Raw genomic sequence first — 24,029 nt, 5'->3', positions numbered from 1 at the left:
CATGCACACCCAGCCGATTGTCTGGCGCAGCCAGGGCCTGACCCGCGTGCCGTATGCGGTGTACGGCGACGAGCTGCTGCACGAGCAGGAGCAGGCCCGGCTCTTCCGTGGCCCCACCTGGAACTACCTGTGCCTGGAGGCCGAAGTGCCCGAGGCGGGCCACTACCGCACCACCTTCGTCGGCGAGACCCCTGTGGTGGTCGTGCGCGACGGCGACGGCGAGCTCTACGGCTTCGAGAACCGCTGCGCGCACCGCGGTGCGCTGATCGCGCTGGAGAAATCCGGCCGGGCCGAAAGCTTCCAGTGCGTCTACCACGCCTGGAGCTACAACCGCCGGGGCGACCTCACCGGGGTGGCGTTCGAGCAGGGCGTGAAGGGTCAGGGCGGCATGCCGCCGGGCTTCTGCAAGGAGGACCACGGCCCGCGCAAACTGCGCATCGCCAGCTTCTGCGGCTTGGTGTTCGGCAGCTTCCATGACGAGGTGCCCGGCATCGAGGACTATCTTGGCGAGGAGATCTGCCAGCGCATCGAGCGCGTGCTGCACAAGCCGGTGCAGGTGATCGGCCGTTTCACCCAGGGCCTGCCCAACAACTGGAAGCTCTATGTCGAGAACGTGAAGGACAGCTACCACGCGAGCCTGCTGCACCTGTTCTTCACGACCTTCGAGCTCAACCGCCTGTCGCAGAAGGGGGGCGTCATCGTCGACGACAGCGGTGCTCACCATGTGAGCTACTCGATGATCGACCCGCAGGCCAAGGACACGTCCTACAAGGAGCAGGGGCTGCGCTCGGACACGGACCGCTACCGCCTCAAGGACCCCACGCTGCTGCAGGGCTTTCCCGAGTTCGACGACGGCGTGACGCTGCAGATCCTCTCGGTCTTCCCCGGCTTTGTGCTGCAGCAGATCCAGAACTGCCTGGCCGTGCGCCAGGTGCTGCCCAAGGGCACGGGCCGCAGCGAGCTGAACTGGACCTATCTGGGCTATGCCGACGACACCGCCGAGCAGCGCCAGGTGAGGCTCAAACAGGCCAACCTGATCGGCCCGGCGGGGTTCATCTCGATGGAGGACGGAGCCGTGGGCGGTTTCGTGCAGCGTGGCATCGCCGGAGCCCGGGACCAGGAGGCGGTGCTCGAGATGGGCGGCGAGCAGGCCTGTTCCAGCGAGGGCCGCGCCACCGAGGCCTCGGTGCGCGGCTTCTGGAAAGCCTACCGCAGCCTGATGGGGGTGTGAGATGGACGTCCATCACGACCTGATCGAGCTGTGCACCTTCAACGCCGCTTATGCCGATGCGATCGACGGCGACGCCCTGGAGTCCTGGCCGGGCTTCTTCACCGAACGCTGCCACTACCGCATCACGCACGTGGAGAACCACCGCGAGGGCCTGCCGGCCGGCATCGTCTATGCCGACTCGCGCGCCATGCTCGAAGACCGGGTGGCGGCGCTGCGCGAGGCCAACATCTACGAGCGCCACCGCTACCGGCACCTACTGGGCATGCCGTGGATCACCGGCTACGGCCAGGCGGCCATCGAAGCGCGCACGCCGTTCATGGTGGCACGCATCATGGCCACCGGCCCGACCGAGCTGTTCGCCACCGGTGCCTACCACGACCGCTTCGTGCGCGAAGGGGGGCGCCTGCTGCTGGCCGAGCGCGTGGCCGTGTGCGACAGCACCGTCACCGACACCCTGCTGGCGCTGCCGCTGTGAGGACCGGACGATGAGCACACGGCGCCTGGCCCTGGCCGTGGGCGATCCGAACGGGATCGGCCCGGAGATCGCGCTGAAGGCGGTGCAGGCCCTGCAGGGCGAGCAGGGCCTGCACCTGACCCTGTACGGCCCGCCCGGGGTGCTCGAGCGCACGGCGCAGCAGCTCGGCCTGATCGATCTGCTCGAGCGCGTGGCGCGCGTCGCCACGCCCGAGCCCTCCCCGTCGGCCTCGCGTCCCGGCCTGGTGCATGCCGAGGCGGGCGCCAGTGCCGTGGCCGCGGCCACCGCCGCGCTGCAGGCCTGCTGCGCCGGCCGGCATGACGCCGTGGCGGCCGGGCCGCATCACGAGGGGGCCGTCGCCCGGGCCGGCGTGGCCTTCAGCGGCTATCCCTCCCTGGTGGCGCGCGTCTGCGGCCTGCGCGAGGACGAGGTCTTCCTGATGCTGGTGGGTGCAGGCCTGCGCATCGTGCACGTGACGCTGCACGAAAGCGTGGCCTCGGCGCTGGCGCGCATCACGCCCCAGCGCGTGGCGGCCGCGGCCCGGGCGGGCCTGAGGGCCTGCCGGCTGCTGGGCGTGCCGCAGCCGGCCGTCGGAGTCTTCGGGCTCAATCCGCATGCGTCCGAAGGGGGCCTTTTCGGGCCCGAGGACGAGGCCTTGGTGGCCCCGGCCGTCGCGACCCTGCGGGCCGAGGGCCACCAGGTCGACGGCCCCGAAGGCGCGGATGCCATGCTGGCCCGCCGGGCCCACGATCTGTACGTGGCCATGCTGCACGACCAGGGGCACATCCCCGTGAAACTGCTGGCTCCGCAGGCCGCCAGCGCCCTGAGCATCGGGGCCGACGTGCTGCTGTCCAGCGTCGGGCATGGCTGCGCGATGGACATCGCCGGCCGGGGTGTCGCGCGGCCCGACGCCATGATCCGCACCCTGCGCCTGCTGGCTGGCCTGACGCAGCCTGGCGCCCCGACCGAGAGCCCCTCATGAGCCACACCATCCGCATCGCCCAGACCGATCTGCACTTTCCCTGTGCGCCGGGCCAGACCGTGCTCGACGCGGCCCTGGCGGCCGGCATCGAGCTGCCCCACTCCTGCCGCAAAGGCATGTGCGCCAACTGTGCCGGCCGTGTGGACGAGGGCCTGGTCGAGGGTCTTGGCGGGGCGCCCCTACACCATGAGGCTTGCGACCCCGATCAGGTGCTGCTGTGCCTGTGCGTGGCGCGCAGCGATCTCCTCATCTCCCCCACCCGGTATCGCCGCGTGGACCCGGCCGCGGCGAAGACCTTCGTGGCCAAGGTCTACAAGCACCAGATGGTCGCCTCCGATGTCTCGCTGCTGCAGTTGCGCCTGCCGGCGGGCCAGCGCCTGAAGTTCCGTGCAGGCCAGTACCTGCAGGTGATCCTGGACGACGGCAGCCGCCGTTCGTACTCGATGGCCAATCCGCCCCACGAGAGCGATGGTGTCACGCTGCACATCCGGCACGTGCCGGGCGGGCGCTTCAGCGCGGTGCTGCCGACGCTGCAGCCCGGCGACGCGGTGCGCATCGAGGGGCCTTATGGCAGCTTCGGGCTGCGCGAAGACAGCCAGGCCCCCCTGGTGTTCGTGGCAGGGGGCACCGGATTCGCCCCGATCAAGTCCATCCTCGACGACATGGTCAAACGAGGCGACTCGCGGCGCCCCGTGACCCTGCTGTGGGGCGGGCGCCGGCTCGAACACCTCTACCTGGGCGCGGCCGTGCAGCGGTGGCAGCGCCTGCTGCCCGGGCTGGAGTTCGTGCCGGCCGTGAGCGAGCCGATCGCCGACACCCCGCCCGAGGTCTTCCGCGGCGACGTCCGCCAGGCCTTGCTGGCGCGGTTGGCGTCACTGGCCGGCCACGAGCTCTACGCCTGCGGAGCGCCGGCCCTGGTGACGGCCCTGAGGCAGACGGCGGTGCAGCACCTGGGCCTGGCGCCGCAGGACTTCTTTTCCGATGCCTTTGTCAGCGGCCCGACCCCGGACGCGGAGCAGCGTCGGCTTGCCGCGGCCTGAGAGGCTCAGACTACGACCGCCGTCACGCAGCCGAAGTAGATCAGCAGGCTCAGCAGGTCCTGCACGATGGTGGCCAGCGGGCCGCTGCCATAGGCCGGGTCCAGGCCCAGGCGGGTCAGTCCCCAGGGCAGCAGCAGGCCCAGGCCGGTGGCCACCATGCTGGCGCCGCTCAGGGCAAGCGCCACGGCGGCGGCCAGGGCCAGCTCGCCGAACACCAGCCAGACCATCGGAAAGGCCAGCAGCCCCAGCACCCCGCCCATCAGCAGCCCGGTGCGCAGCTCGGCCACCAGCATCCGGCCCAGGGGCTGGTGGCTCAGCGACAGGCCGCGCACCGCCACCGCCTCGGTCTGGGTGCCGATGGCATCGGCCAGGTAGACCAAGCCCGGCACGAAGAAGGCCAGCATGGGGCGCGCCTCCAGCGTGGCCTCGAAGCGCGAGACGATGTAGGTGGCCACCATGCTGCCGGCCAGCCCCACCAGCAGCCAGGGCAGGCGGTGGCGGGCACGCCGCAGCGGCGGGGCCGTCAGGGCCTGGCGGGCCTGGTCCGCGTCAACGGACTCACGGGCGATGCCGGCCAGGCGGTGCAGGTCCTCCACATGCTCGCGGCGCAGGATGTCCATCAGCGTAGCCGCGCCCACCACACCCACCAGCCGTCCGTCCTCGTCCACCACCGGCATGGCCGTGACGCAGTGGTGCAGGGCCAGCGAGGCCATGTGCTCCTGGTCGGTGCCCGGGCTCACGCGCGGGGCGTCGCGGCGGGCCGCCTTGCCCAGCGTCTGGTGCGGTGCCAGGGCCAGCAGCTCGCTGGGCGTGAGCGTGCCCAGCAGCCGGCCGTCGGCTTCGGTGACGCACACCAGGTCCCAATGGCGCAGGCCTTCGCGCTGCACGCGCTCGCGCAGCGCCGCGGCCGTCTCGTGGGCCAGCGCCTGCAGGCCATGCGGGCCCGTGCGCCGGGCGGAGCTGTCGGGGTGTAGGGGGTGCGGGGGCATGGACGGGCGGTCGGCAGGAACGACGCCATCCACGGTACGCGCTTGGGCGCGAGGCGCCAAGCGCCCGGCCCGGGGGTCTTGACCCGCGTCAAGCAGGGCCGGGCTCGAAGTCCGTGTCCGGGGTGAGCGGCGCGTGCCGATCGCTCGCCGCCAGCGTTCTGCGGGTTGAAGGGCTTGCCGACAGCATGAACGGCGTGACAGGATGGGCGCCATGCTCAGCGACCGGCACGATCTCCAGCGCTTCATCGACGCCCAGGACCCGGTGTTTCACACCGCGCTGGCCGAACTGCGCGCCGGTGCCAAGCGCACGCACTGGATGTGGTTCGTCTTTCCGCAGTTGCGCGTGCTGGGCCGCAGCGCCACCGCACGGCATTACGGCCTGGCCGATCTGGACGAGGCCCGCGCCTACCTGGCCCACCCGGTGCTGGGCGCAAGGCTGCGCGAGTGCGTCGACGCGGTGATGTCGGTGCGGGGCCGCACGCTGCACGAGGTCTTCGGTTCGCCCGACGATCTCAAGTTCTGTTCGTGCATGACGCTCTTCGAGGCCGTGGACGGCGAAGGCTCGGTGTTCTCGCAGGCGCTGGACCGGTGGTGCCAGGGGCGGCGCTGCGAGGCCACCTTGCGCCAACTCAGGCCCTGAGCCGCCAGCCCGTGCGGAAGATCCAGCCCACGATCCCCAGGCACACGAGCAGGAAGCCGGCGATGGCCAGCAGGCTCACGCCCACGGCCACGTCGGCCACGCCGTAGAAGCTCCAGCGGAAGCCGCTGATCAGGTAGACCACGGGGTTGAACAGGCTCACCGTCTGCCACACCGGGGGCAGCATGCTGATCGAATAGAAGCTGCCGCCCAGGAAGGCCAGCGGGGTGATGATGAGCAGCGGCACGATCTGCAGCTTCTCGAAGCCGTCGGCCCACAGGCCGAGGATGAAGCCGAAGAGGCTGAAGGTGATCGAGGTCAGCACCAGGAAACCGATCATCCACAGCGGGTGGGCGATGGAGAAATCCACGAACAGCCGCGCCGTGGCCAGGATGATGAGCCCCAGCACGATGGACTTGCTCGCCGCCGCACCCACGTAGCCGATCACCACCTCCAGCGCCGACACCGGGGCCGACAGCAGCTCGTAGATCGTGCCGGTGAACTTGGGCATGTAGATGCCGAAGGAGCCGTTCGAGAGGCTTTCGGTGATGATGGCCAGCATGATCAGCCCCGGTACGATGAAGGCGCCGTAGCTGATGCCATCGATGGCCACCATGCGTGAGCCGATGGCCGAGCCGAAGACGACGAAGTACAGGGAGGTGGAGATCACCGGCGAGGCGATGCTCTGCCCCAGGGTGCGCAGGGTGCGTGCGATCTCGAAGTGGTAGATGGCGCGGATGGCATACCAGTTCATCGGGCTTGCCTCACGAGGTTGACGAAGATTTCTTCCAGCGAGCTCTGCTCGGTGTGGAGGTCCTTGAAGGCGATGCCCTGCTCGTCCAGCCGCTTGAGCAGCCCGGCGATGCCGGAGTGCTCGGCCTGCGCATCGAAGGTGTAGATGAGTTCGTGGCCGTTGCCGCCCAGCTCCAGGTCGTAACCGTTCATGCCGCCGGGCACGGTGGCCAGCGGCTGCTGCAGCTGCAGGGTGAGCCGCTTCTTGCCGAGCTGGCGCATCAGCGTGACCTTGTCCTGCACGAGGATGAGCTCGCCGTGGTTGATCACGCCGATGCGGTCGGCCATCTCCTCGGCTTCCTCGATGTAGTGGGTGGTCAGGATGATGGTGACCCCCTGCTCGCGCAGGCGGCGCACCAGCGCCCACATGTCGCGGCGCAGCTCCACGTCCACGCCGGCCGTGGGTTCGTCGAGGAAGAGGATGCCCGGCTCGTGGCTCAGCGCCTTGGCGATCATCACGCGGCGCTTCATGCCGCCCGACAGCGTGCGGATCTTGGCATCACGCTTGTCCCACAGCGACAGGTCCTTCAGGATGCGTTCGATCAGCGCGGGGTTCGCCGGCTTGCCGAACAGGCCGCGGCTGAAGGTCACCGTGGCCCACACCGTCTCGAAGGCGTCGGTGGAGAGTTCCTGCGGCACCAGGCCGATGAGGCTGCGCACGGCGCGGTAGTCGCGCGCCAGCTCGTAGCCGTCGATCAGGGCGCGCCCGCCGCTGGGCGTGACGATGCCGCACAGGATGCTGATCAGCGTGGTTTTGCCCGCCCCGTTGGGGCCGAGCAGCGCGAAGATCTCGCCGCGGCGGATCTCCAGGTCGAGCGCCTTCAGGGCCACGTGGCCCGAGGCATAGGTCTTGTGCAGGCCCTGCACGGCAATGATGGGGGAGGTCAATGTCTGCTCCTCGGTCCCGCCCGATGATGAAGAGGTGAAGGATAGTTCCCGACGCGTGCGGCCGCCACGACCACTTGCACCCCCTTCTCACATCACGGTGGTCGGTGTTCAGCGGTGCATCACCCAGCGCGCAAACACCTGCACCGCCTCCGACGCCGGCTGCGACTCCGGCAGCGCGAGGTAGTAGGCGCGGTCGCTCTCGCATGCGCTGGTGGCGGGTTCGATGAGACGGCCGGCGGCCAGCTCGGCTTCAGCCGCGAAGTCGGGCACCAGGGCCACGCCCAGGCCCAGCAGTGCCGCCTGCACCGACATCGAGAACAGCTCGTAACGCGGCCCCTGCAGGCTGCGGTCGGTGTCCACACCGGCCGCGGCGAACCAGCGGCGCCAGGCGTGGGGGCGTGTGGTCTGCTGCAGCAGGGGCAAGGCGGCGAGCTGCTCGGGGGTGATGCGCTTGCGCGGGGCGATCAAGGCCGGCGCACACACCGCGATCAGCCGCTCGGGCATCAGCAGACGCGTCTCGCAGCCGGGCCAGTGGCCGTCGCCGGCGTACAGCGCCAGGTCCAGCCCGGAATCGTCGAACAGGAAGGGCCGCACGCGCGTGTGCAGGTTGAGCTGGATGTGCGGGTGTTCGCGCTGGAAGGCGGGGATGCGCGGCAGCAGCCAGTGGGTGGCGAAGGTGGGCACGACCGCCAGCTCGATCACGCCGCCCTGGCCCTGGGTGGACATCAGCTCCAGCGTGTCGCGCTCCAGCGCTGCCAGGCGCTCGGCCACACGGCGCCCGTAGGCCAGGCCTGCGGCGGTGAGCTTCACTCCGCGGCGCGTGCGGCGGAACAGCTCCACCCCCAGGCCGGACTCCAGCGTGGCGATCTGGCGGCACACGGCGCTTTGCGTCATGTGGAGTTCGTCGGCCGCACGTGTGAAGCTTTCGTGGCGGGCGGCCGCCTCGAAGGCTGAAAGGGCAGCGGTGCTGGGAATACGACGACGCATGGGCATTCTCCTGGGGTGGCACTGGAGATGACGGAGTGAGTTTTTCGCACAAGTCGATGCGCAATTGTCGGTTGAAACCCCCTGCTCCGGGGCTTAGCATCGACACATCCCCTCAGATCGATACCGGAGACCACCATGGGCCAGACCAAAGCCGCCTTCCACTGGGACGACCCCCTGCTGCTCGACCAGCAGCTCACCGGCGAGGAGCGCGCCGTGCGTGACGCGGCCGCGGCCTACTGCCAGGAGCGCCTGGCCCCGCGCGTGCTCGAAGCCTTCCGCCACGAGAAGACCGACGCAGGTATCTTCCGCGAGATGGGCGAGCTGGGCCTGCTGGGCCCCACCATCCCCGAGCAATACGGTGGCGCCGGCCTGAATTACGTCAGCTACGGCCTCATCGCCCGCGAAGTGGAGCGCGTCGACTCGGGTTACCGATCGATGATGAGCGTGCAGTCCTCGCTGGTGATGGTGCCCATCTACGAGTTCGGCAACGAAGCCTCGCGCCAGAAGTACCTGCCCAAGCTCGCCAGCGGCGAGTGGATCGGCTGCTTCGGCCTGACCGAACCCAACCACGGCTCCGACCCCGGCAGCATGGTCACGCGCGCCAGGAAGGTCGACGGCGGCTACAGCCTCACTGGCAGCAAGATGTGGATCACCAACAGCCCCATCGCCGACGTCTTCGTGGTGTGGGCCAAGGACGACGAAGGCGCCATCCGCGGCTTCATCCTCGAAAAGGGCTGGAAGGGCCTCTCGGCGCCCGCCATCCACGGCAAGGTGGGCCTGCGCGCGTCCATCACCGGCGAGATCGTGATGGACAACGTCTTCTGCCCCGAGGAAAACGCCTTCCCCGAGGTGCGCGGCCTCAAGGGCCCCTTCACCTGCCTGAACAGCGCGCGCTACGGCATCGCCTGGGGCGCTTTGGGCGCGGCCGAGTTCTGCTGGCACACCGCGCGCCAGTACACGCTCGACCGCAAGCAGTTCGGCAAGCCGCTCGCGGCCAACCAGCTCGTGCAGAAGAAGCTCGCCGACATGCAGACCGAGATCACCCTGGGCCTGCAGGGCTGCCTGCGCCTGGGTCGCATGAAGGACGAGGGCACGGCGGCGGTGGAGATCACCTCCATCATGAAGCGCAACTCCTGCGGCAAGGCCCTGGACATCGCCCGCACCGCGCGTGACATGCTGGGCGGCAACGGCATCAGCGACGAGTTCGGCGTGGCCCGCCATCTGGTGAACCTGGAGGTGGTGAACACCTACGAGGGCACGCACGACATCCACGCCCTGATCCTGGGCCGTGCCCAGACCGGCATCGCCGCGTTCTGATGAACACGCCCACCCCACCGCGCCCGCTGGCGGGCGTGAAGGTGCTCGACCTGTCGCGCGTGCTGGCCGGCCCCTGGGCGGGCCAGTTGCTGGCCGACTACGGCGCCGACGTGATCAAGGTCGAGCGCCCCGGCAGCGGCGACGACACGCGCGGCTGGGGGCCGCCGTGGTGGGGCGAGGGCGATGCCCGCACGGCGGCCTACTACCTGTGCGCCAACCGCGGCAAACGGTCGGTGGCGCTGGACATCGCCACGCCCGAGGGCCAGGCGATGGTCAAGAGCCTCGCGCGCGAGGCCGATGTGCTGATCGAGAACTACCGCGTCGGCCAGCTTGCCAAGTACGGGCTCGACTGCGCGAGCCTGCAGCAGCTCAACCCGGGCCTCGTCTATTGCTCCATCACCGGCTACGGCCAGACGGGCCCCTACGCCCAGCGCGCCGGCTACGACTTCGCCATCCAGGCCCAGGGGGGCCTGATGAGCATCACCGGCGACCGGGGCGCCGAGCCGCAGAAGGTGGGCGTGGCCGTGGTCGACCTGATGACGGGCGTGTACGCTACCACCGCCATCCTGGCCGCCCTGCACGAGCGCCAGCACACCGGGCGCGGCCGCCACATCGATGCCGCCCTGCTCGACGTGCAGGTCGCCATGCTGGCCAACCAGGCTTCCAACTACCTCGTGAGCGGCACGCCGCCCACGCGCATGGGCAACGCCCATCCCAACATCGTGCCCTACCAGGTGTTTGCCACCGAAAACGGCCACCTGGTGCTGGCCGTGGGCAACGATGCGCAGTTTTGCCGCGCCTGCGAGGCGATGGGCCTCGCGGCCCTGGCGCAAGACGATCGCTACACCACCAACGCCGGCCGCGTGAAGCACCGCGCCGAGCTGGTGCCCGAGCTGCAACGCGCCCTGCTCGCACGGCCCACGCTGGCCTGGGTCGAGGCGTTCGACGCCGCCGGCGTGCCCTGCTCGCCCATCCTCGACATCGCCCAGGTTTTCGACGACCCGCACGTGCGCGCGCGCGGCCTGCGCGCCCCCGAGACCCTGGGCCACCCCCCCGGCGTGCTCACGCCCATGCGCTTCGACGGCCAGCGGCCCATGGCTCCCTGCCCGCCGCCGCCGCTGGATGCCGATGGCGAGGCGGTGCGTGCGGCCGCCCAGGCGGGGTGCTGGCCCGAAACGCCCTAACATCACGCCCTCGCCGCTCGGCTACGGGCGGCCGCATGGACAGGAGCAGCACATGGGCGAAGCCAAACGCCGCAAGCAGCAGGGTCAACAGGCGGGCGAACAACTGCGCCAGCGCGTCGCCGCGGGCGAGTTCGGCACGCCGGGGCGCGTCGAGCGCCTGTGCCTGGTGGTGGATCACAGCGCGGCGGGGCGCGACCTGATCGCCCTGTTGCGCACGCTGCCCGAGTTCACCCTGCTGCAGGCGGCCCTGGTGGGCGAGGAGTGGCAGCTCTGGGACAGCGTGCCGATCTTCGCATTCGCCGGCGTCACCGTGAAGGACGGCGAGGCCCGGGCCTGGCTGGCCACCGACGAGGACAAGCTGCTGAACGAGGCCCTGCCGCGCGAGTTGCGCGGGGGGGTGGGCCTGCTGGCGGGCCTGGAGCCGGCGCTGCAGGAACGGGTCACTGCCATCGCTGGGGCAATGAAAGCACTGTAAAGTAGGAATATTCACTACAATTGGCTCCATGGAAAAGGCCATCACGTCGGCGCAAGCCAATCGTCAGTTTTCGTGCCTGCTGCGGGGGGTGCGGGAAGGGCATCGCTACGTCGTGACCAGCCACGGCAAGCCGGTGGCTCGCCTGGTGCCTATCGAAGCCGATGATCCCGTGGCAGCAAAGGCCCGCGAGGCCTTGTTGCAGCGTCTCGCCGGACAGACGATCGTCCAGGCCGGGCACTGGACGCGTGACGACCTCTACGAAGACCGGTGAGAGTCGCGCTCGATACCAATCTGCTGGTCTACGCAGAAGGCATCAATGATGCCGCCCGGCGCGATGCCGTCCTGGCCTTGCTGGGGCAGTTGCCGTCGGGAAGCGTGGTGTTACCGGTACAGGTGCTGGGCGAGCTGTTTGTGGTGCTCACACGCAAGGCGGGCCGCTCGCGTGAACAGGCGCGTGCAGCACTGCTGAGCTGGCGCGACGCCTATCCACTCGCCGACACATCGCAGGACGTCATGCCGGCAGCGGCTGATCTGGCGGCAGACCATCAACTGGGGTTGTGGGATGCCGTCATTCTGGCCTCGGCAGCCAAGGCCGGGTGCCGCCTGTTGCTGTCCGAAGACCTGACCGAAGGCTTCACCTGGGGAGGTGTGACGGTGACGAACCCTTTGGCCGCGCAGCGCCACGAACTGCTGGCGGCCCTGATCGAGCACGGCGGCTGAACCTCTCGGGCGTCGCTATCCTTCGTCAAAACGACATGAGGAGACGCCATGCCCCCGGCCCACGAGCCCCACATCCACCGCTACCAGCGCTGGCTCGGTCAACGACACGGCCTGCACTTCGACCACTACGACGCGCTGTGGCAATGGTCGGTGAGCGACCTCGACGCCTTCTGGCGTTCGATCTGGGACTACTTCGAGCTGCAGTCGCCCACCCCTTTCGAGGGCGTGCTGGTGGAAGATCGCATGCCGGGGGCCGTGTGGTTCCGTGGCGCGCAACTCAACTTTGCCCAGCAGGCGATGCGCCACGCCGACGAGGCCGACACGGCCGGCCACCCGGCCATCATCTGGTGTGACGAGGCGGGCCTGGCCCGCGGCGAGTTGCAGCAGATGCGCTGGAGCGAGCTGCGCCGCCAGGTGGCCTCGCTCGCCCACCACCTGAAGCGCCTGGGCGTGCAGCGGGGCGACCGCGTGGCCGCCTACCTGCCCAACACCGCTGCCACCGTGGTGGCCTTTCTGGCCGTGGTCAGCGTGGGGGCCGTGTGGTCGCTGTGCTCGCCCGACATGGGTCCGGTGGCCGTGCTCGACCGCTTCCGCCAGATCGGGCCCACAGTGCTCATCGCCTGCGACGGCTACCGCCACGGTGGCATCGACCACCCGCGCCTGCCCCTGGTGGCCGAGTTGCTGGCGCAACTGCCCACGGTGCGCCACGCCGTCCTGTTGAACCACCTCGACGCCCAGGCCGATGCCGAGCCGCTGGCCACGCCACAACGCCAGGCGCACGCCTGGGCCACGCTGGTGGCCGACGACGTGCCCTTCGAGCCTGAATGGCTGCCCTTCGATCATCCGCTGTGGATCGTCTATTCCAGCGGCACCACCGGAGCGCCCAAGCCCATCGTGCATGGCCATGGCGGCATCGTGCTCGAACAGCTCAAGCTGGGCACCCTGCACAACGACGTGGGGCCCAGCGTGAGCGGTGGCGACCGCTTCCACTGGTACAGCTCCACCGGGTGGATCATGTGGAACTGTCAGGTCTGCGCCCTGCTCGGCGGCACCACGATCTGCCTCTTCGACGGCAGCCCCGCGGGCCCCCGCGACGCACCCGACTGGACCACCCTGTGGCGCTTCGCCGGCCTGGCGGGCGTCAGCTTCTTCGGTGCGGGCGCGGCCTTCTACGCCAGCTGCCTGAAGGCCGATGTCCGGCCCCAGGCCGTGGCCGACCTGTCGCGCCTGCGCGCCGTGGGCTCCACCGGCTCGCCCCTGTCCGACGAGGCCTATGACTGGATCTGGCACCGCCTGCCCCAGCCGGGCGGCGAACCGATCTGGCTCACGGCCATCGCCGGCGGCACCGACTTCGCTGGCGCCTTCCTGGCCGGCCATCGCGGCCTGCCCGTGACGCGCGGGGAGATGCAGTGCCGCTGCCTGGGCGCGGCCGTGTATGCCTACAGCGAGCCCGACGCGAACGGCCAGGGCCACCCCATCGTCGATGCAGTGGGCGAACTGGTCTGCACGCGCCCCATGCCCTCGATGCCGCTGTGCTTCTGGGGCGATGCCGACGGTTCCCGCTTGCGCGAGAGCTACTTCGAGATGTACCGCGGCCCGCGCGGCGAAGGCCTCTGGCGCCACGGCGACTGGCTGAAGATCACCCCGCGCGGGGGCGCCATCATCTATGGCCGCAGCGACGCCACCATCAACCGCCACGGCATCCGCATGGGCACGGCCGAGTTGTACCGCGCCGTGGAAGCCTTCCCCGAGGTGCTCGACAGCCTGGTGGTGGACCTCGAATACCTGGGCCGCGAAAGCTGGATGCCCCTCTTCGTGGTGCTGCGCGAAGGCCACACGCTCGATGGCGCGCTGGTGGCGCGCCTGAAGGCCGGCATCCGCGAAGCGCTCTCGGCCCGCCACGTGCCCAACGACATCTACCAGGTGCCCGAGATCCCGCGCACGCTGTCGGGCAAGAAGCTCGAGCTGCCCATCAAGCGCCTGCTGCTGGGCCACCCGGTGGACAAGGTGCTCAACCGCGACGCCATGGCCAACCCTGGTGCGCTGGAGTGGTTCATCGCGCTGGCGCAGCAGCGCGGGGCCTCATCCGCCTGATTGCAGCTGCTCGGCCAGGCCCTGCAGGGCCTGGACGGGCACCACCTCCACGCCGGGCGCCAGCGGGTAGCGGCGCTCGACGGGGGCGACCACCCAGGCCCGCTCGATCTTCAGGTCGGACAAGGCCTGCCAGAACCCTTTGGTGGGCTTGGGGGCGGCAGAGAACTTGATCTCGATGCCGAACTTGCGTGTGCCAAGTTCCACCACCAGGTCCAGTTCGGCACCGGCGGCCGTGCGGTAGAAGCTCAACTGCGCGCCCGCGGGCAAAGCGGCCGCCACCTGCTCCACCACGAAGCCTTCCCAGGAGGCGCCGGCCACCGGATGCCCCTGCAGGTCTCTGACGGTGGCCAGGCCCAGCAGGGCATGTACCAGGCCGCTGTCGCGCACATAGACCTTCGGTGACTTCACCAGCCGCTTGCCCACGTTGACCCAGTGCGGCTCGAGCCGGCGTACCACCAGAGCATCGACCAGGGTGTCCAGATAGCGGGCAATGGTGGTGTGCGCGATCCCTCCCAGGGCTTGCGCGAGTTGCGAGGCGTTGAAGAGCTGGCCTTGCAGGTGGGCCAGCATGACCCAGAAGCGGCGCAGGGTTTCGGCCGGCACCCGCACGCCCATCGAGGGAAGGTCCTGTTGCAGGAAGGTGTGCACGAAGTTCTGCCGCCACTCGAACGAGGCTTCATCGCTGGAAGCCAGATGGCTCAGGGGATAGCCACCACGCAGCCACAAGGCCTGGAGCGAGGTCAGGTCGCTGACCACTTCACTGGCCAGCAATGGCGTCAACTCCGCATACGCCACCCGGCCTGCCAGCGATTCGCTGCTCTGGCGCAGAAGGTCGCCCGAAGCCGATCCCAGCAACAGGAAGCGGCCAGGCCTGCGGTCGGCATCGATCTCCGGACGCAAGGCCCGGAACAGATCCGGCACGAGCTGCACTTCGTCGAGCACGACCAGGGCTTGGCGGTGTTGCGGGAGGAACAGCTCCGGCTGTGCAATGGCAGCCCGGTCCGAGTCGCGCTCCAGATCCAGCATCACCGACGGTGAATGGCGGGCACCCAGCGCTTGGGCCAAGGTAGTCTTGCCCACCTGACGCGGGCCCAGCAGGGCCACGGCCGGGCTCTGCGACAGCAGGTGCTCGATCCGGGGCAACAGTTGGCGATCAATCATCCTTGCATTTTGAGCATACAACGCTCAATATGCAAGGACAAATCACCCCACCGGCTGCCGCTCTCGCACCACGCGCCGGTGCGTGGCGCGGGCGTGGCGCACCCAGCCGTGGCCCCACCAGCGCGCCGCCATCGCCAGGCCGCGGATCCATTCGTCCAGGGCGTAGGCGATCCACACGCCGGGCAGACCCCAGCCCAGGTGCACGCCAAAGAACCACGAGCCGCCGGCCAGCACCACCACCATCGAGACGATGCCCGCGGCCACCGGGAAGCGCGCGTCGCCGGTGGCGCGCAGTGCGTTGATCACCACCAGGTTGAAGGTGCGCCCCGGCTCCAGCAGCACCGTGAGCCACAGCAGCAGCACGGCCGAGGCGATGATGGCCTCGTCCTGCGTGAACAGGCGCAAGTACCACGGCGCGCCCAGCGCAGCGACGAGCGCGGCGCCCGTGGACACCCCCAGCCCCAGGAACAGCGACTTGCGCACCAGGGCGTGCGCCTCGTGCAGCCGGGCCGAGCCGATCAGGTGGCCCACCAGGATCTCGGCCGCAAAGCCGATGGCCAGGCCGAACAGCAGGATGAAATACATCACCTGCATCGTGTAGCTGTGCACCGCCAGCTCGGTGGCCCCCATGCGTGCCACCACCGCGATGCTCACCATCAGCGCCAGCCGGTAGGCGATGGTCTCGGCCCCGCCGGGCAGGCCGATGTGCAGCACCGGGGCCAGCGGCTTCCAGCGCATCACCCACCAGTCGCGGGCCGTGGGCACGAGCTTGAGCCGCCAGCGCCACAGCAGCAGGTGCAGGCCCAGGCCGAAGGCACGGCTGAGGGCCATCGCCAGCGCAAAGCCCACCAGGCCCAGCCCCGGCAGCGGCCCCATGCCGCCCATCAGCGGGATGCACAGCAGCAGGTGCAGCGTGTGCATGGCCAGCATGTTCAGCAGCGTGTCGCGTGCATGCAGGTGGGCGCGCATCACCGAGGCCATCGTGGCGTTGTAGGCGTCCAGCACCAGGGCCAGCGCGGCCATCTGCAGGAAGGGCACGGCCAGCGGCATCAGCTCGGCGGGCGTGTTCATCCACTGCAGCAGCCAGGGCGCGCCGGCCAGCAGCGAGCACCCCGTCAGCAGCCCCAGCCAGGTGCTGGCGCCCAGCGACACCCGTGCCGTCTCATCGGCCGCCGCCCGGTTGCCCGCCCCGAGGTTTTGCGTGATGACCACGCTCACCCCCATGCTGATGATGCGGAACAGGATGAAGAAGGCCGCCTGCAGGTGGTTGACCATCGCAAACGCGCCCGAGGCCGCGTCCGACACGCGCGAGGCCATCCACAGCCCCGCCAGGCCCACGCTGATGCCCAGCAGCAGCTCGGTGAACAGTGGCCAGGTGATGGCGAACAACGGGGGGCGCGGCGCAGCGGCGCGTGCGCCCGGCTGCGCAAGGACAGCGGTGCTCATGGGGAGGCGGTGGAAGAGAGGCTACTTCGCGGGCGGACAGGGCGCCGCCCAGGTTAGGATGGGGCTCGCGCTGAACATGAGCGTAGCGCGGTAACCGCGACGTATCTCATGAAATTCATGACCGTCGCACTATGATCACAGCCATGGAGACGCTTCACCCCATGACCACACCTTCCAGTGCGCTGTCCCAGCATCGTGCTGCGGTGCGAGCCGCTGTGCGGCGGTTTCCGGTGGCCAATCCACGCGTCTTCGGTTCTGTGCTGACCGGCCAGGATCATGTCGGCAGTGATCTCGACCTCCTGGTCGATCCCCTGCCGGGGACGACCTTGTTCGACCTGGGGGGGCTGCAGGATGAGCTCGAAGAGATCCTGGGGGTGCCGGTGGATGTCCTGACTCCTGGAGACTTGCCGGCGCGATTCAGACCTCAGGTGTTGGCCCAGGCCCAGCCCCTATGAATCGTGCCGCCGACTACCTTCGGCACATGCTGGAGGCGGCCCGGCAAGCCTGCGCCTATGTCGAAGGCCTGTCCAGGGCGGAGTTCCTGGATGACAAGCGTACCCAGCAAGCGGTCATCCTCAATCTGGTGATCATCGGCGAGGCAGCCACCAAGCTGATGAATGACCACCCCGAGACTGTTGACCAGTGGCCGTCCCTGCCGTGGCGCAGCATGCGCGGGATGCGAAATCGCCTGACCCATGGCTACTTCGACATTGACCTCGACGTGGTGTGGGACACCGTTGCCATTGCGCTGCCCGCTCTCGTTGTCGAGCTGACCTCGAAGCTGCCCCCCGCAGGGGGGGCATAGGCTCACTGGGCCCGCGCGCCGGCAGCCCCGGCCGCGTCGCGGCGCGGCGGCGGGTCGGCCAAGGGGAGGGAGCCCGGGGCGGCGCCGGCCCACAGGCGGCGCAGGCGGTCGAGTTCCTGGTCGAAGAGGTAGTTGATGCGTTGCAGCTCGGCCCGCTGGTTGGTGATCAGTGTCTTGTGGGCATCCACCGCCACGTCCACGAACTCGATCGACTGCTTGAGCTTGGCCGGCAGGGCCCGCCCCTTGTAGAACTCGGTTTCGTCCAGCAGCGGCTTGCGCTCGGCCTCGAGCTCGGTGATGCGCTTTTCCGAGTTGCGGATGGAGGCGTACACATCCTCCAGCGCCGCCTCGCGGGCCTTGAGGTGCTCGGACTCGCTGGGATAGCGCATCAGCAGCAGGCGGTCGCGGCGGATGGCGTCCTGCTGGGCCATGCGCTCCAGGTTGGCCTTGCGCTCCTTGGCCTCCAGGGCGGCGCGTTCGTCGGCCGTCAGGCTGGGCGGCAGCACCGTGCGCGTGGAGCCGTCCTTGTTCAGTACGCGCTGCTCGCGGTCCAGGCATTCCAGGATGGGCCGGTCGGAGGTGAGCTTGCGGCCCTTGTTGTCCGTACACGTGTAGATGCCCTGGGCGGACGCAGGCAGGCCCGCCAGGGCGGTGGCGCCAGCGGCACAGGCCACACGGAAGAGGGCCCAGACCCAGTGTTTCATCCTCGTTCAGACTCCGTAGCGGTCGCGGTACGCCGCCACACTTGCGAAATGCGTGCCCAATGCCGGATCGGCCGTGGTTTGCAGATACTGCAGCAAGTCCGTGAGGGTGGCAATCGCGCACACCTCAAGACCAAGCTGGCTGCGCACCCATTGCACTGCCGAATATGGGGCATCGTTGCCGTTTTCCGTCGCCTTTTCCTGTCGGTCCAGGGCGATCGCCACCCCGCAGGGGGTGGCGCCGGCCGCGCGGATCATCGTGATGGATTCACGCACCGAGGTGCCGGCCGAGATCACGTCGTCGATGATCAGCACCCGCCCGGCCACCGGCGCGCCCACCAGGGTGCCGCCCTCGCCGTGGTCCTTGGCTTCCTTGCGGTTGTAGGCATAGGGCACGTTGCGGCCCAGTCGCGCCAGCTCGATGGCCACCGCCGCGGCCAGCGTGATGCCCTTGTAGGCCGGGCCAAAGAGCATGTCGAAGGCCAGGCCGCTATCGATCAGGCGCTTCGCATAGAACTCGGCCAGCCGGCCCAGCTTGGCGCCGTCGTTGAACAGTCCGGCGTTGAAGAAATACGGGCTCATCCGCCCTGCCTTGGTCTTGAATTCGCCAAAGCGCAGCACCCCGGCATCGACCGAGAACTTCACGAAATCGAGGGCGAGGGGGTCGGGGGTCTGCATGTGGGGGCTCGAAGAATGGGCAGGGAATTCTAGGCGGGTCCATGACCACCGCCGTGCCTATCGCACTCCCACCAGGAAGGCCGCCGGGGGCAGGATCGGGATATCGCGCCAGGGATGGAGTGCGGTCAGGTGAGGATCGCTCGCGATGATCAACTCCGCCTGGGCCGTCCACGCCAAGGCCAGGAACTTGTTGTCCTGCGGATCCATGCAGTCGGTGACGGCCTCGTTCACCTCGTAGGGCGTCAGGTGCGGTTGCAGGCCGCGCAGAAAGTCCAGTCGCTGCGGCAAAGACAGGTAGCGATCGAACTTGTCGCGCATCAGGACGGTCTCGACCTCCTGCCACGTCTCGGGCGAGCAGCAGATGTCGAATTGCAGCAGGGCCTTTTCAAGGGCCAGCGCCGGCACCGAGCCCGGACGGATCGCCGCCGACACCAGCACCCCGGTATCGACCACGACGGGCCTACCGAAGCTCATGCACCAGGCGGTCGATGTCGGTGTCGCTCAGATCGGCGGCAGCCCCTGCGGGCGCCAGGGTCTGGCGATATTGGGCATACCAGCGCGCGGCTTCCTGGCGCCGTGCGTCCAGGGCTTGCAGTTCTCGCATGTCGTGTTCGCTCACCACATAGGCCACGGGACGGCCGCGGCGCGTCACCTGCACCGGTTCGCGCTGAGAGCGGTCGAGCAGTTCTCCGAAGCGGTTCTGTGCCTCGGCAGACGTGAAGGTGATCATGGAAGCACCCCAGCGAATCACGAATTAGCTATTTTAGACAAAACCTGTCATTCACAGGTCGGGCTCGACTCACACCCGTGTCAGCTTGGCGGCCTCGCCTGGCGTCACCGGCCCCACATCCCGCCAGGGGCTGCGCTGGCCGAGGCGGCGTTCACGCCAGTCCAGCGCCTGCCAGTACCAGCCCACGCGCCGCTCGGCCAGGCCGGGCAGCGACAGCAGGTCGGCGCCGGCCCAGGGCAGGAAGGGGTTGCGCCGGCCGTAGCCCCAGATCTCGATGCGCGTGGACGGCTGCAGCGAGGGCCCGCGGGCATGGAAACCGAAGGTGTCGGCCACCACCAGCGTATTGGCCGGCACGGCAAAGAGCTTGGGCTCGGGCAGGTTCAGGCCCGCCAGCTCGTCGCGGCGGATGCGGAAGGAGCCGCGGCCGGTGAGGATGTCGGCGTCTTGCGCGGCGACCAGGCTCTTCGCCTGTTCCCACGCCAGACGCTCGGGCGTGAGCCGGTGCGAGCCCGGCACGTAGCAGAAGGGGCCGGCATCGGCCGCCACGTCGGTCAGGAAGTACCAGGCCTTCACGGTGGGGTGGAAGGTGTCGGCGTGCAGGTGGGTCTGGGGGTCGGGTGGTGCGGCCACCACGTGCGACAGGATGGTCTGGATGTAAGCGACGGGCTCCTGGTCGAAGCTGCCCACATAGCGGCTCAGGCCGTGCCACAACGGCGAGCGCAGGAAGCCCTTGAGGGCAGGCTGGGCGTCGAGCAGCTCGGTGTCAAGCGCGATGCGTCGCGTGACGGTGTCGCCCTGCAGCATCTCGCGTGCCGGTGCGCGGTAGGCCAGCAGGCTGTCACGCAGAGCGGCAAATTGGTCGGCAGGCAAGGCATCGTGCCGGATCACGAAGCCATCGCGGGCAAAAGCGGCACGATCTTCGGGTTGCACCAGGAATGCGAGCCGGGCGCGACGTTGTTCAGCCAGGCCATGCGCCAGGCGCAGGCGCTGCGAGTGCAAGCCCCAGGCATTGAGGCGGGGGGACCCGAGCACCCGGTTGTCCCGGAAGGACTTGGCCGAGGTGAAAAGGGCCGCGCACCACAGCGGGCTCATCAGGACGTCGCGCAGAGACATCGGCATGGGTAAAACACGGGCCAGCGTCAGTGACGATCGGTGCTTGGCAACGCAGCACTGCGGCCTGACTGCGCTGCCTGCCAGCGGGCCACCACGGGCGCAGGCATCGGCGGCATGGTGTCGGTCGGCGGCACCGCGCGTGTCGGCAGCGGGACCACCACAGCCGACGCCGGCGGCGCGGCGTCCACGGTGTCAGGTTCCGGATCGGCCGCATCTGCGCGATCGAAGACGCCATAGCGGTAGAAGCTGCCGTTGAGCTGGGTGTGGTGAACGAGGTAGGCGCGGAAGCGGTCGTACAGCGCCATGTCGGGCGCGCCCTGCTCCGCTTGCGTCCAGAAGCTGTCGAGCGGCCCCTGGAAGCTCAGGCCGGCGAAGTCGTACATCGCATCGCCCAGCACCATCAGGGGCGTCCCGTGATGCAGTGCCGACAGGCCCACGGTGCTGTTGATGACAGCCACCCCGCGGGCATGCTGCAGCAGCGAAGGCAGGTGCTGGTCGTGCAGGTAGAGCAGCCGGTCACCCAGCCCGTGTTCACGCGCCAACCGCGAGATGCGCTCGGTGTAGTCGTGGTAGCCCCGGTCCATCGGGTGGTGCTTGAAGGCCAGGTAGTGGTCCTTGGGGGCGTGCCGGGCAAAAGAGGCCACCAGCGTTTCCATGAAATGCGGCACGGACTCGAAGTCGGAGTGCACCCGCACCTGGAAATCGGTGTTCACCTGCAGCGGCACCAGGAAGAAGCGCTTGGACAGCTCGCCCGTGAGCCGGGCCTCCAGCCCGCGCTCGCGGATGCGGTAGAGCCATTTGCGCAGCGGGCTCTTCAGCCAGGGCAGCACTTCCGCAGCATTGAGCGGCCGGTGATGGCGATAGTGCGGGAAAAAGGGCCGCAGCACGATGGCGGCGGTGTAGTAGAGGAAGGCCCACAGGGCGGTGTGCCAGAAGGTGTTGCCCACTTCCCGCTCCTGCGGCGCCTTGGTGGGCGGCAGGTGACGGTAGAAGTCCGGGTCGCGCGGCAATCGCGAATGGTTGTTCACCCCGTAGGGCTCAAGTGTCACGAAGTTCGGGCGCACATAGCCTTCCTCGAACACCCACACCTCGACGTTGCGGCGCTGGGCCGCCTGGTGTGCCACCTCGTGGATGGGGCGGCAGTCGCCGAAAAGGAACAGCGCGTCGATGCCTTCTCGTTCGAGCAGCCGGTCGAGGGCCTCCGGCCAGGCGTCCATCGTGTCACGGTGGTTGTAGGCTGCGCGGGGGTAGAACAGCCAGTCTCCGCCGTTGAAGTTGACCTTGTGGACGCTGGCCGCTCCGGCCTCGCGCAGGATGTCGGCGAGCTGGGCAAAGAACGGGCCCACGGGCCCCTGCAGGAGCAGCACCCGTTTGCCGGCAAAGGCCTGCCACCCGTTCCTGATCATTTGGTACCTACCAACACCTTCAACACCAAACGCAGCATTTTGCGCCAGAGCGGCGTTCCCGGTGGTAAGCGTTCGCGCCAAGCGAGCAACTCGTCCAGCGCCTGCTCCGGCGTGATGGGCCGGCCGGTGCGAGGGCTGACATAGCGTGGATAGAGGATCAAGGCTGCTGCCACCAGCGCATCCAGGGGTAGCTGGCGGTTGCGGCGTGTGAGCGGCGTCTGGTCTTCCGTGAGGCCCCATCCAGCATAGAAGGGTTGCCCGTAAGTGACCACTCGCTTGTGTCTCAGAAGCGCCTCGAATCCAGCCAGGGAAGTGAGCACATGCACCTCGTCCACCTGTTCCAGAAGGTCGTGCATCGATACATCCGTGACGATCTCGTCACACCATTGCCGCGCCTCCGCCTCGCCCCGCCCCTGGGCTCGCAGCCCCGCCAGCACGTCAGGGTGTGGCTTGTACACAACGAAAGCCCCCGGCCGGGCCTCGCGCACGGCCCGCAGCAGACCCAGATTGGTGCGCACGCCCGGTGCACCATGTCGAATGGCCGCGTCGCTTTCCACCTGCCCGGGCACCAGCACCACCCGTTCGGCGCCGGCAGGCCGCTGCCAGCCGCCCTGGCCCACGTTGTACTTGGTGAGCCCGGCCTGCACGATGCGTGCCCGCAACCGGGCAGCCCGCTCCAGCAGCTCAGGCGGGAATGGCTCATGCAGCAGCAGGTGCTCCAGGTCGGACGGCCGCGACGCGTCGTAGTAGAGCCCTCGTCCGTCCACCACCCACGACACCGGCTTGATGAGGTCGGCCCCCAGACCCACGGAGCGCAGGAAGCCATCCTCCAGGCGCAGCACCTTGCGTCCTTCCGGAACCGATGCCAGACCCCAGACCACCGCGGTCGCTCCCGGTGGCACCGCCTCGGGGGATGCCACAAAACGCACGCGCGCCGGGGCCAGGAAGCGGCGCACCAGCGGCTTCTTCCAGGGCGAAAAGCCGCAGCCGTACACGACCTCAGTCGCTGCCGTGGCCATGCAGCCGCTCCAGCAAGGCATCCACCGCCGCGAAATGGCTGGCCCAGGTGGGCGGCGCATAGCCGACCATGCGCGCCACTTGGGCGGCGCGCAGCGGGCTCCCGGGGGCGGCGTAGCGCTCGATCCGGTCCATCCAGCCGGGCCCGTCCAACGGATCGACGAAATCAGGGATGTCGCTCGCCAGTTCCCGGAAGACGGCCAGATCGCTTGCGATCACCGGCGTGCCCAGCATCAGGGCCTCCACCATCGGCAGACCGTAGCCCTCCACGAAGGACGGGAACAGCAAGGCCTGCGCATGGTGCAGCCAGGTCGTCAGGCCCGCATCGGTGCACGAGGCCTGCTCGACCACCACACCGCGCAGCGGCTCGCAGCGCTCGAGCAGGTCCACCACGTTCTCGCATTCCCAGCCCCGCTGGCCGATCACGACGAGTCGCGGCGCTGCCTCGGGGCCCAGGCGCTCCACCAGTCGGCGCCACACCTGCAGCAGCATCCAGTGGTTCTTGCGCGGCTCGATCGTGCCCAGCACCACGAAGTAGGGCTCGGCGATGGGCCGCGGCCCGGGCGTCAGATGCGGCAGCCCCGGCGCCAGCAGGGCGCACTGCGCTGGGGGCATGGGCTTGCCACGCTGCTGCGCGTAGCGGGCCAGCTCGCCCAGCGTGGACTGCGAGTTCGTCACCACGCCCGCAGCCGTGTCCAGCACCGTGTCCATGCGCTGCATGTGCCGCTCGCGCTCACCGGCCCGGCAGTATTCGTGGTGGGTGATGGGAATCAGGTCGTGCACCATGAACACCGGGCGCAGCCCCTGCGCACGCAACTGCTTGGCATAAGCGGGCTGATGCAGGCCGCTGTGGCCCGTGTTGAAGACCAGCGAACCCGCCAGAGGCGCCTCACCCCCCCCTGCCAGCGCCCCGCGCAGCACGCGCATGCCGATCGACCACGGCAGCGCTTCGCGCTGCGCCACCAGCTGTTCGAACACCGCCTGCGAGGCCCGCATCGACAGAGCGACGCTGCGCCCTTGCACGCGCACCACCGCGCGCGCGCGGTGCCCGTAATGCGCCACATAGGCCAAGTCCACCCGGTCCACACCAGTGGCCAGCCGGCCCTTGAGCAGGCGACCAAGCAGGCGGGTGATGTCGATCAGGAGGGTGGGCATGGCGGG

27 protein-coding genes are annotated in these 24,029 nt (G+C 69.1%); 13 read left to right on the top strand and 14 right to left on the bottom strand.

Features of this window, described 5'->3' with window-relative positions; all coding sequences use genetic code 11:
* Window position 1 precedes the first annotated feature (1 nt).
* The 4 genes from C1704_RS04140 to C1704_RS04125 are packed head-to-tail and all read left to right on the top strand — an operon-like array spanning window position 2 to window position 3,728.
* Window positions 2-1,231 carry an aromatic ring-hydroxylating dioxygenase subunit alpha gene (locus tag C1704_RS04140; protein ID WP_104301275.1) on the top strand — a complete coding sequence of 410 codons (1,230 nt, stop codon included), beginning with the start codon at window positions 2-4 and terminating at the stop codon, window positions 1,229-1,231.
* 1 nt (window position 1,232) lies between these two features.
* On the top strand, window positions 1,233-1,706 hold the full coding sequence (locus C1704_RS04135; protein ID WP_104301273.1) for an aromatic-ring-hydroxylating dioxygenase subunit beta: 474 nt from the start codon (window positions 1,233-1,235) through the stop codon (window positions 1,704-1,706).
* A 10-nt stretch (window positions 1,707-1,716) separates the two neighbouring features.
* Window positions 1,717-2,688, top strand: a complete 972-nt coding sequence (locus C1704_RS04130) for a PdxA family dehydrogenase (protein ID WP_104301271.1) — start codon at window positions 1,717-1,719, stop codon at window positions 2,686-2,688.
* Window positions 2,685-3,728: an FAD-binding oxidoreductase gene (locus tag C1704_RS04125; RefSeq protein ID WP_104301269.1), complete on the top strand. Its 1,044-nt coding sequence runs from the start codon at window positions 2,685-2,687 to the stop codon at window positions 3,726-3,728. Before C1704_RS04130 ends, C1704_RS04125 begins: the two co-directional genes overlap by 4 nt.
* Before the next feature lie 5 nt (window positions 3,729-3,733).
* On the opposite strand, the gene C1704_RS04120 is transcribed toward C1704_RS04125, so the two are convergent.
* Window positions 3,734-4,717 (bottom strand): magnesium transporter, encoded by a 984-nt coding sequence (locus tag C1704_RS04120; RefSeq protein WP_104301267.1) that lies wholly within the window; start codon window positions 4,715-4,717, stop codon window positions 3,734-3,736.
* Between the two features lie 211 nt (window positions 4,718-4,928).
* On the opposite strand from C1704_RS04120, the gene C1704_RS04115 reads away from it, so the two are divergent.
* Window positions 4,929-5,357, top strand: a complete 429-nt coding sequence (locus tag C1704_RS04115; RefSeq protein ID WP_104301680.1) for a DUF1810 domain-containing protein — start codon at window positions 4,929-4,931, stop codon at window positions 5,355-5,357.
* Here C1704_RS04115 and C1704_RS04110 read toward each other — a convergent pair.
* From C1704_RS04110 to C1704_RS04100, 3 genes are all read right to left on the bottom strand, one after another.
* Complete coding sequence (locus C1704_RS04110) at window positions 5,347-6,108, bottom strand: ABC transporter permease (protein WP_104301265.1); 762 nt, start codon at window positions 6,106-6,108, stop codon at window positions 5,347-5,349. The two genes, C1704_RS04115 and C1704_RS04110, sit on opposite strands and share 11 nt — an antisense overlap.
* On the bottom strand, window positions 6,105-7,034 hold the full coding sequence (locus C1704_RS04105) for an ABC transporter ATP-binding protein (RefSeq protein WP_104301263.1): 930 nt from the start codon (window positions 7,032-7,034) through the stop codon (window positions 6,105-6,107). The genes C1704_RS04110 and C1704_RS04105 overlap by 4 nt, the downstream gene beginning before the upstream one ends.
* A gap of 108 nt (window positions 7,035-7,142) precedes the next feature.
* A complete protein-coding gene (locus tag C1704_RS04100; RefSeq protein WP_104301261.1) occupies window positions 7,143-8,021 on the bottom strand; it encodes a LysR substrate-binding domain-containing protein in 879 nt (292 codons plus the stop codon).
* A gap of 135 nt (window positions 8,022-8,156) precedes the next feature.
* On the opposite strand from C1704_RS04100, the gene C1704_RS04095 reads away from it, so the two are divergent.
* From C1704_RS04095 to C1704_RS04070, 6 genes are read left to right on the top strand one after another with little or no spacing between them, the layout of a single operon-like run.
* A complete protein-coding gene (locus C1704_RS04095) occupies window positions 8,157-9,338 on the top strand; it encodes an acyl-CoA dehydrogenase (protein ID WP_104301259.1) in 1,182 nt (393 codons plus the stop codon).
* The gene (locus C1704_RS04090; RefSeq protein WP_245876369.1) at window positions 9,338-10,522 is read left to right on the top strand and encodes a CaiB/BaiF CoA transferase family protein; all 1,185 of its coding nucleotides are present in this window, start codon (window positions 9,338-9,340) and stop codon (window positions 10,520-10,522) included. The genes C1704_RS04095 and C1704_RS04090 overlap by 1 nt, the downstream gene beginning before the upstream one ends.
* A gap of 52 nt (window positions 10,523-10,574) precedes the next feature.
* A complete protein-coding gene (locus C1704_RS04085) occupies window positions 10,575-10,997 on the top strand; it encodes a hypothetical protein (protein WP_104301255.1) in 423 nt (140 codons plus the stop codon).
* A gap of 28 nt (window positions 10,998-11,025) precedes the next feature.
* A complete protein-coding gene (locus C1704_RS04080) occupies window positions 11,026-11,268 on the top strand; it encodes a type II toxin-antitoxin system Phd/YefM family antitoxin (protein WP_104301253.1) in 243 nt (80 codons plus the stop codon).
* Entirely contained in the window at window positions 11,265-11,717 is a 453-nt protein-coding gene (locus tag C1704_RS04075) for a PIN domain-containing protein (RefSeq protein WP_104301251.1), read from the top strand. Before C1704_RS04080 ends, C1704_RS04075 begins: the two co-directional genes overlap by 4 nt.
* 48 nt (window positions 11,718-11,765) lie before the next feature.
* Window positions 11,766-13,811 (top strand): acetoacetate--CoA ligase, encoded by a 2,046-nt coding sequence (locus C1704_RS04070; RefSeq protein WP_104301249.1) that lies wholly within the window; start codon window positions 11,766-11,768, stop codon window positions 13,809-13,811.
* Here C1704_RS04070 and C1704_RS04065 read toward each other — a convergent pair.
* A complete protein-coding gene (locus tag C1704_RS04065; protein WP_104301247.1) occupies window positions 13,800-14,972 on the bottom strand; it encodes an ATP-binding protein in 1,173 nt (390 codons plus the stop codon). The two genes, C1704_RS04070 and C1704_RS04065, sit on opposite strands and share 12 nt — an antisense overlap.
* A 42-nt stretch (window positions 14,973-15,014) precedes the next feature.
* On the bottom strand, window positions 15,015-16,418 hold the full coding sequence (locus C1704_RS04060; protein WP_104301245.1) for an MATE family efflux transporter: 1,404 nt from the start codon (window positions 16,416-16,418) through the stop codon (window positions 15,015-15,017).
* Window positions 16,419-16,579: 161 nt separating this feature from the next.
* On the opposite strand from C1704_RS04060, the gene C1704_RS04055 reads away from it, so the two are divergent.
* Complete coding sequence (locus tag C1704_RS04055; RefSeq protein ID WP_104301679.1) at window positions 16,580-16,873, top strand: nucleotidyltransferase family protein; 294 nt, start codon at window positions 16,580-16,582, stop codon at window positions 16,871-16,873.
* A complete protein-coding gene (locus C1704_RS04050) occupies window positions 16,870-17,223 on the top strand; it encodes a HepT-like ribonuclease domain-containing protein (RefSeq protein ID WP_104301243.1) in 354 nt (117 codons plus the stop codon). The genes C1704_RS04055 and C1704_RS04050 overlap by 4 nt, the downstream gene beginning before the upstream one ends.
* 2 nt (window positions 17,224-17,225) lie before the next feature.
* Here the strand turns inward: C1704_RS04050 and C1704_RS04045 are convergent, their stop codons facing one another.
* From C1704_RS04045 to C1704_RS04010, 8 genes are all read right to left on the bottom strand, one after another.
* Window positions 17,226-17,927, bottom strand: a complete 702-nt coding sequence (locus tag C1704_RS04045) for a DUF4124 domain-containing protein (protein WP_104301241.1) — start codon at window positions 17,925-17,927, stop codon at window positions 17,226-17,228.
* Window positions 17,928-17,933: 6 nt separating this feature from the next.
* The gene (gene pyrE, locus C1704_RS04040) at window positions 17,934-18,602 is read right to left on the bottom strand and encodes an orotate phosphoribosyltransferase (protein WP_104301239.1); all 669 of its coding nucleotides are present in this window, start codon (window positions 18,600-18,602) and stop codon (window positions 17,934-17,936) included.
* A 57-nt stretch (window positions 18,603-18,659) separates the two neighbouring features.
* Window positions 18,660-19,076: a putative toxin-antitoxin system toxin component, PIN family gene (locus tag C1704_RS04035; protein ID WP_104301237.1), complete on the bottom strand. Its 417-nt coding sequence runs from the start codon at window positions 19,074-19,076 to the stop codon at window positions 18,660-18,662.
* Window positions 19,063-19,332, bottom strand: a complete 270-nt coding sequence (locus tag C1704_RS04030; RefSeq protein ID WP_104301235.1) for a type II toxin-antitoxin system Phd/YefM family antitoxin — start codon at window positions 19,330-19,332, stop codon at window positions 19,063-19,065. Before C1704_RS04030 ends, C1704_RS04035 begins: the two co-directional genes overlap by 14 nt.
* 69 nt (window positions 19,333-19,401) lie before the next feature.
* Window positions 19,402-20,451 carry a phytanoyl-CoA dioxygenase family protein gene (locus C1704_RS04025; RefSeq protein ID WP_104301233.1) on the bottom strand — a complete coding sequence of 350 codons (1,050 nt, stop codon included), beginning with the start codon at window positions 20,449-20,451 and terminating at the stop codon, window positions 19,402-19,404.
* Between the two features lie 20 nt (window positions 20,452-20,471).
* The gene (locus C1704_RS04020; RefSeq protein WP_104301231.1) at window positions 20,472-21,851 is read right to left on the bottom strand and encodes a capsule biosynthesis protein; all 1,380 of its coding nucleotides are present in this window, start codon (window positions 21,849-21,851) and stop codon (window positions 20,472-20,474) included.
* The gene (locus tag C1704_RS04015) at window positions 21,848-22,870 is read right to left on the bottom strand and encodes a capsular polysaccharide export protein, LipB/KpsS family (protein WP_104301229.1); all 1,023 of its coding nucleotides are present in this window, start codon (window positions 22,868-22,870) and stop codon (window positions 21,848-21,850) included. Before C1704_RS04015 ends, C1704_RS04020 begins: the two co-directional genes overlap by 4 nt.
* Window positions 22,851-24,023: a glycosyltransferase family 4 protein gene (locus tag C1704_RS04010; protein ID WP_104301227.1), complete on the bottom strand. Its 1,173-nt coding sequence runs from the start codon at window positions 24,021-24,023 to the stop codon at window positions 22,851-22,853. Before C1704_RS04010 ends, C1704_RS04015 begins: the two co-directional genes overlap by 20 nt.
* Window positions 24,024-24,029 lie beyond the last annotated feature (6 nt).

The sequence above is a fragment of the Caldimonas caldifontis genome, assembly GCF_002930615.1.
GTDB lineage: Bacteria > Pseudomonadota > Gammaproteobacteria > Burkholderiales > Burkholderiaceae_C > Caldimonas > Caldimonas caldifontis.
Note: the sequence above shows the minus strand (reverse complement) of the source record. Positions and strands in the feature narration are given on the sequence as shown.